We start from the raw sequence: 10,253 nt of genomic DNA on the forward strand, positions 1-10,253 counted from the left end.
AGGGCACCGTGGCCGCCGAGGCATCGGCGACCGCACGGTTGGGCGCCGACCGTCCGGCCGGCGCCGACCGTCCGGGATAGGCCGGGCGTTCGGAGCCAGTCCGCCCGGTCGGCACCCGCGGGCGCCCGATCATGATCGGCTGAGTCGGCGCCGAGGCGGCGCGCACGTCACGGTCGAGTTCGGCGGCAACGACCCGCTCGTCAGGCAGCTGGGGCCGGCCCGCGATGGCGTCCTGCAGCCAGAGCTTGGCCTGGATCACCGGCCGTCGCAGCCGGCGTTCCCGCTCCAACGCGCGGCGCATCCGCTCCCGCCGGGGCAGGTAGCGCCAGCGCGCCCACGGCGCGTGCGGCCGGGACAGCCGGATCGCCCCGACCACCAGCAGCGGAAAGAAGAACATCCCGATCAGCCCGGTCCACACCTTGCCCTTCAACAACACCACCACACCCAGCGGCAGCGACGTCACCAACCCGGCGAACACCCCGGCGCGGATCAGCGGCGAAGAGGTGTCGTGCCACAGCGACAACAGAAAAGCCAGCGGGTGAAAGCCCAGCACCAGCAGGCCGGCCACCGCCGTCGCGGCGAAGACGGCATCCACCGAGGCGCGCCCGTCCTCTTCCCAGTAGACGTCCGACAAGTGCAGGATCAGCGCATACTCGTCGAGCACCAGCGCCGCGCCGATCCCGAACGCGATCGCGGCCAAGCTGAATGCCGGCTCGTGCCCATGCGGGCCGGCGGCCACCAGCGTCACCCCGGCGACCATCACCAGCAGCACCCCGAAGACCACGTGGTGGATGTGCTTCGACCCGATATGGACGTTGCGCGGCTGCCACCATCGGGGGGCGCCGACGCGATCGGTGTTACTGCGGATGTAGCGGACCACCGAGCGGGTCACCAGAAACGTCACCAGGAACGCGAGCAGGCACGACAGCAGCGGCAACCTGCCGCGTTCGATGATGTCGTCGCGGAACCATTCGAGCACCTAATGCAACGTACGCCCCCGCAACACTCCGCGTCGGGATCAGCACCGGCATGGCCCGGGAAAACCTGACCACCCGATAGGCTGTGCTGCGACATGACTACATCGCGGCCGCCCGACCCGGGCTGTCGGCACGGGGGCGGTGCCGTCTGGTGGATCTTCGCCCTGCTGGCAATCGGAGCACTGGGCTACACGACGTGGCGGGCGCTCGGCAGCACGCCGTACCACATCGACGTCGACGTCTACCGCATGGCCGCGCAGGCGTGGCGTGACGGGCAACCGCTCTACGGCGACGACTGGTTCGCCACCCAGATCGACGGCACGGTGCTGCCGTTCACCTATCCCCCGATCGCCGCGGTGTTTTTCGCCCCGCTCACCTGGGTGTCGCTGGGTTCGGGCACTGCCGCGCTGACGATCGTCTCGACACTGCTGCTGGTGGTGTCGATCACCATCGTGCTCACCGGGCTCGGCGTCGGCGTGGGCCACAGCGGCGGCCCGCAGTGGTGGCGGCGGGCGGTCCTGGCAGCGGCGATCGTCGCGGCGGCCATCTGGCTCAATGCCGAACCGATCTGGTCCAACTTCGATTTCGGCCAGGTCAACGCGGTGCTGATGACGCTGGTGATCGCCGACTGCGTCCCGCGCCGTACCTACTGGCCGCGGGGCGCGCTGCTGGGACTGGCGGTGGCGCTGAAGCTGACACCGGCGGTGTTCCTGTTGTATTTCCTGCTGCGCCGCGACGGGCGCGCCGCGGTGACCACCGTGGCCTCGTTTCTGGTGGCGACGCTGGCCGGCTTCGCGCTGGCCTGGAGCGACTCCTGGCAGTACTGGACGCACACGGTCCGCAACACCGACCGCATCGGCGGGGCCACGCTGAACACCAACCAGAACCTCGCCGGCGCGCTGGCCCGGTTGCCGCTGAGCGAACATCAGCGCTCCGCGTTGTGGCTGCTGGGCTGCCTGGTGGTCTTGGCCGTCACGGTGTGGGCGGCCCGCCGGGTGCTCAACCGGGACGTCGGGGAGCCGATTCTCGCGCTGATCTGCGTGGCGCTGTTCGGGCTGGTGGTCTCGCCGGTGTCGTGGTCACACCACTGGGTGTGGATGCTGCCGACGGTGGTGGTGACCGCCGTGGTGGCCTACCGGCACCGCGCCATCGCGCTGGGCGTGCTCAGCGCGCTGGGCGTGGCGTTGATGATGCGCAGTCCGATCGACCTGCTGCCCGAGCATCACGAAGCCGGCGCGGCATGGTGGCGCCAGTTGGCCGGCACATCGTATGTGTGGTGGGCACTGGCGGTGATCGTCACGGCCGGCGCGACGCTGCGTCCGGACCGCCGGAGCACCCAGGATCAGCCTGCCGCGGTCTCCGGAAACCGGGCGACCGGCTGAGCCGTTGCCCCGTCCTGTTGTGCCGCACCGTTTTTGAGGCTCGCCGCGTAGATGTCGACATACTCCTGGCCGGACAGGCCCATCAATTCGTAGATGACCTCATCGGTGACCGCCCGCTCGATGAAGCGGTTGTCGGCCATCCCGTCGAAGCGGGAGAAGTCCATCGGCTTGCCGAACCGGACGGTGACCCGGCTGAACCGCAGCATCTTGGTGCCGGGCGGGTTGACCAGGTTGGTTCCGATCATGGCGACCGGGATCACCGGGACGCCGGTGTGCAGCGCGAGCCGGGCCAGGCCGGTCTTGCCCTTGTACAACCTGCCGTCGGGTGACCGGGTGCCTTCGGGGTAGATGCCCAACAGCTTGCCGGCGTTCAGGATCCGCTGGGCGGTGTTCAGCGCGGCCTGTGCGGCGTCGGCATCGGTGCGGTCGATGGGCACCTGACCGACCGCGGTGTAGAACCAGCGGGTGAGCCAGCCTTTGATCCCGGTGCCGGTGAAGTACTCCGACTTGGCCAGGAAGGTGATCCGGCGGCGCACCACCAGCGGCAGATAGAAGCTGTCCATCACGGCGAGGTGATTACTGGCCAGGATCGCCGCACCGTCCTCGGGGATGTTCTCCAGCCCCTCGACTTTCGGCCGCCCGATCAAGGTCAGCAGAGGGCCGAAAAAGACGTATTTGACCAGCCAATACCACATGGCCCCTCCCTCCCTGCTGTCCGCGAACACCGGCCGTGTTCGCGCCAACTTTACCGACCAGCGGTGGCTACGGCCACACGGTGATTCGTCACACGACAGATTCCGGGGAATTCCTTAGCTTTCCGCGCTCAGTGCTCGATCGTGACGGGGATGTGCTGATAACCCGTCTTGGCCGGAGCGTCGCCGTCTCCGCCCGGCGGCGGGCCGTCGGGCGGGCCCGGCCGGTCACCGGTCTCACCGACCACCGCTCGGATCACGTCGAACAACGCGACGCTGTGCTCGGCGACGACGCTGAGCAACGGGTGCTCCTCCCCCGTCACCAACGCCGCCAGCGCACACACCGGACACCACACCTGCTGGCACTTCCCCGGCGCGTCGGCGGCCGCCAGCATCGCCGCCGCCCGCACCGCCGGGTCGAGCCGATCCAGGATCGCCTGGGCGAGTTTGCGCAACTCCGGCCCCAGCTCACCCAGATCGCGGTGCGCGCCAGCGCTCAACGTCGCACCTCCTCGTCCCTGCTCACCGGCCACACCTCCGGGTTCGGCCGGAAGCGCACCGTCAGTTCGCTGCCGCGCAGCGTCGCGTCCAAAACCGTGCATCGTCGCAGCACCGACGCCAATCGGACCCGGCGCCTGGTACCGCCGGCGCCGATGACCAGGTCGTCACCGGAGCGGCCCAGGCTCAGCGCACCGGAATCGACCTGCGGCAACTCTAACCGCAACCGGTACACCGCCCCCAGCCCGGAACCCGACTCCCGGTCGACCACCGGCCGCACCGGTCCCGGCGGCGCCGACCCGTCGCGTCGCCGGCTGCCCTCGAGCAGTTCACCGAGCGCCTTGGGGCCGATCGGTTCGCCGGCCAGGTGCGGGACCAGCACCATCGCCACGTCACCGATGGTGCGGTCCAAGTCCTCCAGAACGCCGTGCTGTTCCCGGATCCGCTCGGCGTACCAGTCAAACGCCGGGTGCGCGGGCAGATTCGTGTAGACGTACGAATCATCCTGCAACAGAATCTGATTGACGATCAGCTCGTCGACGCGCACCCCGGTCAACGCCAGCGTCCCCAGGGTCCGGACCGCTTCGGCGGCCACCACCCGTTCGGCGGTCAGCACCAGGTGGGCCCCGACCAGCGCCTCGTCGGTCAGCAGCGTGGCCAGTCGCTCGGCGGCTCCGCTGATCCGCTCGATCAACTCGACCAGTGCGTCCGAGGCGCCATCGGTCCCGCTGAGCCTGCGGTGCCGCGGCCAGGACCGCTCGGCATACAGCGCGACCGTGGCGGGCAGCGTCAGCATCCGCATCGCATCGGCGGTGGACGCGCAGTCGACGACGACCCGGTCCCACCGACCGCTGCCGGCCAGCTCGCCGACCTCATGCAGGCCGAGCACCTCCTGGACGCCGGGAAGCGCCGAAAGTTCTTCGGGGGCAACGATACCCAGATCCGACTCCGGGAATCGCCCGGCCAGCACCTCGACGACCTCGGCCCACTGCGCCTCGAGCAACGCCAGCGTGTCCAGCGCCAAAACGTCAAGCCCGCCGGGGCCGGCGTCGTCGAGTACCACCGGCACCGGGTCACGGCCGCCGCCGGGCACCACCGAGACGCCGAGCACGTCACCGACCGAGTGCGCCTGGTCGGTGGAGATCAGCAGCACCCGGTTGCCGGCGCGCGCTTCGGCGACGGCGGTCGCCGCCGCCAGCGTGGACTTACCCACGCCGCCCTTGCCGACGAACAGACTGATCGGCGCCATGGTGGGCGTCGCTGGTTCAGGCGGCCTCACTCAGCCTCGGCTCGCTTCTTCAGATCCTTCAGCGCGGTGTCGGTCAGTCGCCGCTCCGCCTTGCGCTTGAGCAGACCGATCATCGGGATCATCAGGTCGACCGACAGCTCGTAGACGACTTCTGTGCCGGATCCCTTGGGCGCCAATCGGTATTCGCCGTCAAGAGCTTTCAACAGCGAACTGGACACCAATGACCAGCGCACGCTGCGACGGTCCTGCGGCCAGTCGTAGGCCAGCACCATGGTGTCCTTGAGCACCGCGGCGTCGAGCACCAGCCGGGCCTGCTTCGGGTATCCGTCGGTGTCGGTTTCGAGCACCTCGGCCTCGGTGTACTCCGAAACCCAATCGGGGTAGGCGCCGATATCGGCGATCACCTTCATCACCGTGCCCGGATCCGCCTCGATGAAGATGGTCTGAGCTGTCTTGTCCGCCACGTGGTTACTTCCCTAACTCATTCGCCTGCCACCGGCCCTCGGCAGAGACGCTACCTCGCCGCGCCCGCCGTCCGCCCGTTCAACCCGGGTCAGCTCACGGCGGCCGGGGCGACACCCACCGGCCGGGACTGCTCGAGACGGGCCTTCACCTCGAAGGCCATCCGCTTGCCCGCCACCCGGCGGCGGTGGTTGAGCTTCGCCACGTTCAGCCTGGCCAGCTGGCGGCCGGTCACCCCGGCGGGTTCGGCGTGCAGGAAATAGTGCAGCAACACCCCGTCGAGCATCGGGTCCAGCCAGATCTCCATGGTTCCGGTCAGCGGCCCGCCCACCGTCCAGCGGACACCCTTCTCGGCGCGGTCCTCGACCACGTGCAGCTGCAGGTCCGGCCACCACCGCCGCCAGCTCGACCGGTCGGCGACCAGGGCCCCCACCTGCGCGCCGGGTGCGGCGATGAATGTCTCATCGGCAACCTGGATACTGTTCATCGCCCCAGCTTCACATATCAGGTTCCCGGCACGGAACGCCCCGGGTGCACAGCCGGACTTCTCCCCGCCCGACAGTGAACACCGTCACACCTGCCGGGGAGCGCCTATTAGGCTGGGCGCACAGACACCGAGGCTGCCAAGAGAGGTCATTCGAATGCGTGAGTTCAGTGTTCCGGCGCCGTTCACCGTCGAGGAGCACGACAACGTCGCCGCGATCGTCTTCGAACACGAGCGCGACAACCCCGACCATGTCATCTACCAGCGTCTGGTCGACGGCGCGTGGACCGACATCAGCTGCGCCACCGCTGCCGCGCAGATCCGTTCGGCCGCATTGGGTCTGATCGGGCAGGGGGTGGCCGCCGGGGACCGGGTGGTGATCTTCTCCGCCACCCGCTACGAGTGGGCGATCCTCGACTTCGCGATCCTGTCCATCGGCGCGGTGACCGTGCCGATCTACGAGACGTCCTCGGCGGAGCAGGTGCGCTGGGTGATGGAGGACTCCAGTGCGGTGCTGGTGTTCGCCGAGACCGACGCCCACGCCCAGATGGTCAACGAGCTCGCCGGCGAGCTGCCCTCGCTGCGGCGGGTGCTGACCATCGACGGCTCCGGCGCCAAGGCGCTCGACGAACTCGCCGAGGCCGGCGCCGGCCAGGACCCGGGGCAGCTCACCGCGCGCGGCGACGCGCTGAAGGCCACCGACCCGGCGACGCTGATCTACACCTCGGGCACCACGGGACGCCCCAAGGGCTGCCAGCTCACCCACTCCAACCTGATCCACGAGGTGCGCGGCACCAAAGCCGCCCTGCCGACCCTGCTCGGCCCCGACCAGCGCCTGCTGATCTTCCTGCCGTTGGCCCACGTGCTGGCCCGGGCGCTGACCCTGGCGGCGTTCACCAACCGGGTCACGGTCGGATTCACCAGCGACATCAAGAATCTGGTGCCGATGTTCGCGGTCTTCAAGCCGACCGTGGTGGTCTCGGTGCCACGGGTGTTCGAAAAGGTGTACAACACCGCCGCGCAGAACGCCGCCAACGACGGCAAGGGCCGAATCTTCGAGATGGCCGCCCAGACCGCGGTGGACTGGAGCGAAGCCCTCGACCGCGGCGGCCCCGGCCTGCTGCTGCGCCTCAAGCACGCGTTGTTCGACAAGCTCGTCTATCACAAGCTGCGCGCGGCGCTGGGCGGCGACTGCCGTGCGTCGGTGTCCGGCGGTGCGCCGCTGGGCGAACGGCTCGGCCACTTCTACCGCGGTGTCGGCCTGTCCATCTACGAGGGCTACGGGCTGACCGAGACGACCGCCGCCGTCACCGTCAACCCGGTCGGCGGCATGAAGGTCGGGACCGTCGGGAAACTGGTGCCGGGCAACAGCATGCGCATCGCCGACGACGGCGAGTTGCTGGTCCGCGGCGGGGTGGTGTTCAGCGGTTACTGGCACAACGAGCAGGCCACCGCCGAGGCGTTCGCCGACGGCTGGTTCAAGACCGGCGATCTGGCCGACATCGACGCCGACGGCTACCTGAAGATCACCGGCCGCAAGAAGGAGATCATCGTCACCGCCGGCGGCAAGAACGTCGCCCCCGCGGTGCTCGAGGACCAGTTGCGCGCCCACCCGTTGATCAGTCAGGCGATGGTCGTCGGCGACGCCAAGCCATTCATCGGGGCGCTGATCACCATCGACCCGGAGGCCATCGAGGGCTGGAAGCAGCGCAACAGCAAGGCCGACGTCGCCACCCCCGCGGACCTGGCGACCGACCCGGACCTGCTGGCCGAGGTGGATGCGGCGGTCAAACAGGCCAACCTGTCGGTGTCGCACGCCGAGTCGATCCGCAAGTTCGCGATCCTGCCGGTCGACTTCACCGAGGCCACCGGTGAGCTGACCCCGACGATGAAGGTCAAGCGCAAGGTGGTCGCCGAGAAGTTCGCCGACGCGATCGAGGCGATCTACACCAAGGACTGACCGGCTGGAATCGCCGCATGACCGCCCTCACCCCTGCAGCAGGTCGGCCATGCGTCCGGCCAGGATGTCCCAGCGCCAGTCACTCATCACCCACGCCCGCCCCGCGGCGCCCATCGCGGCGGCGCGGTCGGGGTCGGCCAGCAATCCGCTGATGGCATCACCGATCTGGTCCACGGACCGGCCGTCGACCACCCGTCCGGTCCGGTGGTCCAGCACGGTCTCCGGTGCGCCCCCCGAATCACCGGCGACCACCGGGACGCCGGCCGCCGACGCCTCCAGGAACACGATGCCCAGCCCCTCGACGTCGAGCCCGGCACCACGCGTGCGGCACGGCATCGCGAAGACGTCGCCCAGCAGGTAATAGGCCGGCAGCTCGGCGGCCGGGACGCCACCGGTGAACGTCACCGCATCGGCGACCCCGCACTCGACTGCCAGCCCCCGCAGGGTGTCGGCATACGGGCCACCACCGACGATCACCAGTGCGGCACCGTCAACCCGGCGCCGGATCGCCGGTAGCGCCCGGATCAGCATGTCCTGACCCTTGCGCGGCACCAGTCGCGACACGCACACCACGGTGGGCCGCCCGCCCAGCCCGTGCCGGACCCGCAGTGCGGCGCGGGCACCGGGGTCGGGCCGGAAGCGGTCGGTGTCGACCCCGGGCGGCAGGTGCTCCAGCGCGGCGTCGGGGCCGAACGCCGAGGCGAACCGGCCACGGGTGTAGTGACTGACGAAGGTGACGGTGTCGCAGGACTCGCCGATCCGGCGCAGCACCGAGCGGGCCACCGGCAGCATCGACCAGCCGACCTCGTGGCCGTGGGTGCTGGCCACCACCCGGGTGGCGCCGGCAGCGCGCGCCCGCTGCGCCAGCAGCGCCAGCGGGGCGGCCGCGCCGAACCACACCGTCTCGACGCCCTGTTCGGCGATCAGACGGCGCATCCGGGTGTCGACGGCGCGACCCGGCAACATCAGCGTGCCCGGGTGGCGTACCACCTGGTAGCCGATGGATTTCGCCGCCTCGTCGAACGCGTCGGCGCCCTTCCACTGCGGCGCGTACACCGTCACCTGGTGTTGCCCGGAACCGGCGATACGGCGCACCAGCTCTTCCAGATAGCTCTGAATGCCGCCGGGGCGCGGCGGAAAATCATTGGTAACCAGCAGGACCCGGCTCACCCGTGGGATGCTAGCTGCCGGTGGGGGCGGGCACCGAATTCTCCCTGCGCCGACGGAGAGGATCCATTCTTGGGCAGCCACGTGGTGCAGGCACGACCCGGCTCACGGGCGCAGGTGGCGGCCTGGGCGCTGTGGGACTTCGGCGCCACCGGGGTCAACGCCGTCGTCGGGACTTTCGTCTTCGCCGTCTACCTCACCGGGCAGGTCGGTGCGGACCTGCCCGGCGACACCACACCGGCGAGTTGGCTGGGCAGGGCGCTGACATTCGCGGGGCTGTTCGTCGCGCTGCTGGCGCCGGCGACCGGGGTGCTGGTCGACGCACCGCGGCGTCGCCGCAGCGCCCTGGCGCTGCTGACCGGCCTGGTCGTCGCGATGACCGCCGCGATGAGCTGCATCGACGCCGACTACCGCTACCTGCTGCCCGGCCTGATCCTGCTGGCCTGCACCGCGGCGTGCAGTGACCTCGCGACGGTGCCCTACAACGCCGCGCTCAGCCAGCTCTCCACACCGAGGAACATCGGTAAGATTTCCGGAATCGGTTCCGCCTCAGGATTTTTCGGTAGCGTGGCGCTGCTGCTGATCCTCTACACCGGGTTCATCGCCGGGGACGGCGATACCCGCGGCCTGTTCGGTCTCGCGGCTGAGCACGGCCAGAACATCCGGGTGTCGATGGTGTTCGCGGCGGCCTGGCTGGCCATCTTCGCGTGTCCGCTGCTGGTCCTGGTGCGCCCACCGGCGACCGCCGATCCCGGCCCGACCGTGGGATTCGCCGGCGCCTACCGCACGCTGTGGCGCGAGGTGCGCTCCGAGTGGCGACGCGATCGCAACGTCATCTACTACCTGTTGGCCAGCGCGGTGTTCCGGGACGGCCTGACCGGGATCTTCGCGTTCGGCGCCGTGCTCGGCGTCAGTGTGTACGGGGTGTCGCAGGCCGACGTGCTCATCTTCGGCGTCTGCGTGAGCGTCGTCGCTGCGGTCGGCGCCGCCGCGGGCGGGTTGCTCGCCGACCGGGCCGGTCCCAAACCGGTGATCACCTGCTCGCTCGCCGCCATGCTCGCGGTCGCGCTGGTGTTGCTCAACGGCTCCGGAACGCTGGTCTTCTGGGTGTGCGGGCTGGCGTTGTGCCTGTTCGTCGGCCCCATCCTGGCTTCGGCCCGGGCGTTGATGCTGCGGCTGGCCGCACCGGGCAAGGCCGGCGTGGCCTTCGGCCTCTACACCACCACCGGGCGCGCCGCGTCGTTCCTGGCGCCGTGGATGTTCTTCACCTTCGTCGATCTGTTCGGAACCGACCGGGCCGGGCTCGGCGGGCTGTGCGTGGTGCTGGCGGCAGGTCTGCTGGCCATGCTCGCCGTTCGGGTACCCCGCGAAGCGAGTTAGGC

9 protein-coding genes and 1 pseudogene are annotated in these 10,253 nt (G+C 69.8%); 3 read left to right on the forward strand and 7 right to left on the reverse strand.

The window, feature by feature from the left end; all coding sequences use genetic code 11:
* Nucleotides 1-127 precede the first annotated feature (127 nt).
* A pseudogene (locus tag AWC24_RS04980) lies at nucleotides 128-979 on the reverse strand (hypothetical protein); the annotation flags it as partial.
* A gap of 93 nt (nucleotides 980-1,072) precedes the next feature.
* Here AWC24_RS04980 and AWC24_RS04985 point away from each other — a divergent pair.
* Nucleotides 1,073-2,359 (forward strand): glycosyltransferase 87 family protein, encoded by a 1,287-nt coding sequence (locus tag AWC24_RS04985; RefSeq protein WP_085082641.1) that lies wholly within the window; start codon nucleotides 1,073-1,075, stop codon nucleotides 2,357-2,359.
* Here the strand turns inward: AWC24_RS04985 and AWC24_RS04990 are convergent.
* From AWC24_RS04990 to AWC24_RS05010, 5 genes are all read right to left on the reverse strand, one after another.
* Complete coding sequence (locus AWC24_RS04990) at nucleotides 2,320-3,054, reverse strand: lysophospholipid acyltransferase family protein (protein WP_085082643.1); 735 nt, start codon at nucleotides 3,052-3,054, stop codon at nucleotides 2,320-2,322. The genes AWC24_RS04985 and AWC24_RS04990 overlap by 40 nt on opposite strands.
* Before the next feature lie 128 nt (nucleotides 3,055-3,182).
* Nucleotides 3,183-3,551 carry a hypothetical protein gene (locus tag AWC24_RS04995; RefSeq protein ID WP_085082645.1) on the reverse strand — a complete coding sequence of 123 codons (369 nt, stop codon included), beginning with the start codon at nucleotides 3,549-3,551 and terminating at the stop codon, nucleotides 3,183-3,185.
* On the reverse strand, nucleotides 3,548-4,798 hold the full coding sequence (locus AWC24_RS05000; protein WP_085082647.1) for an ArsA family ATPase: 1,251 nt from the start codon (nucleotides 4,796-4,798) through the stop codon (nucleotides 3,548-3,550). Before AWC24_RS05000 ends, AWC24_RS04995 begins: the two co-directional genes overlap by 4 nt.
* Before the next feature lie 26 nt (nucleotides 4,799-4,824).
* Nucleotides 4,825-5,262 (reverse strand): SRPBCC family protein, encoded by a 438-nt coding sequence (locus AWC24_RS05005; RefSeq protein ID WP_085082649.1) that lies wholly within the window; start codon nucleotides 5,260-5,262, stop codon nucleotides 4,825-4,827.
* A gap of 89 nt (nucleotides 5,263-5,351) precedes the next feature.
* The gene (locus tag AWC24_RS05010) at nucleotides 5,352-5,747 is read right to left on the reverse strand and encodes an SRPBCC family protein (protein WP_085082651.1); all 396 of its coding nucleotides are present in this window, start codon (nucleotides 5,745-5,747) and stop codon (nucleotides 5,352-5,354) included.
* A 154-nt stretch (nucleotides 5,748-5,901) separates the two neighbouring features.
* Between AWC24_RS05010 and AWC24_RS05015 the strand changes: the two genes are divergently transcribed.
* Nucleotides 5,902-7,704, forward strand: a complete 1,803-nt coding sequence (locus tag AWC24_RS05015; protein WP_085082653.1) for an AMP-dependent synthetase/ligase — start codon at nucleotides 5,902-5,904, stop codon at nucleotides 7,702-7,704.
* A gap of 27 nt (nucleotides 7,705-7,731) precedes the next feature.
* Here AWC24_RS05015 and AWC24_RS05020 read toward each other — a convergent pair whose 3' ends face one another.
* Nucleotides 7,732-8,874, reverse strand: coding sequence for a glycosyltransferase family 4 protein (locus AWC24_RS05020; protein WP_085082655.1), 1,143 nt, complete (start codon nucleotides 8,872-8,874; stop codon nucleotides 7,732-7,734).
* A gap of 69 nt (nucleotides 8,875-8,943) precedes the next feature.
* Between AWC24_RS05020 and AWC24_RS05025 the strand changes: the two genes are divergently transcribed.
* Nucleotides 8,944-10,251: an MFS transporter gene (locus AWC24_RS05025; RefSeq protein WP_085082657.1), complete on the forward strand. Its 1,308-nt coding sequence runs from the start codon at nucleotides 8,944-8,946 to the stop codon at nucleotides 10,249-10,251.
* Nucleotides 10,252-10,253: the final 2 nt, after the last annotated feature.

Source organism: Mycolicibacter senuensis (genome assembly GCF_002101885.1).
GTDB lineage: Bacteria > Actinomycetota > Actinomycetes > Mycobacteriales > Mycobacteriaceae > Mycobacterium > Mycobacterium senuense.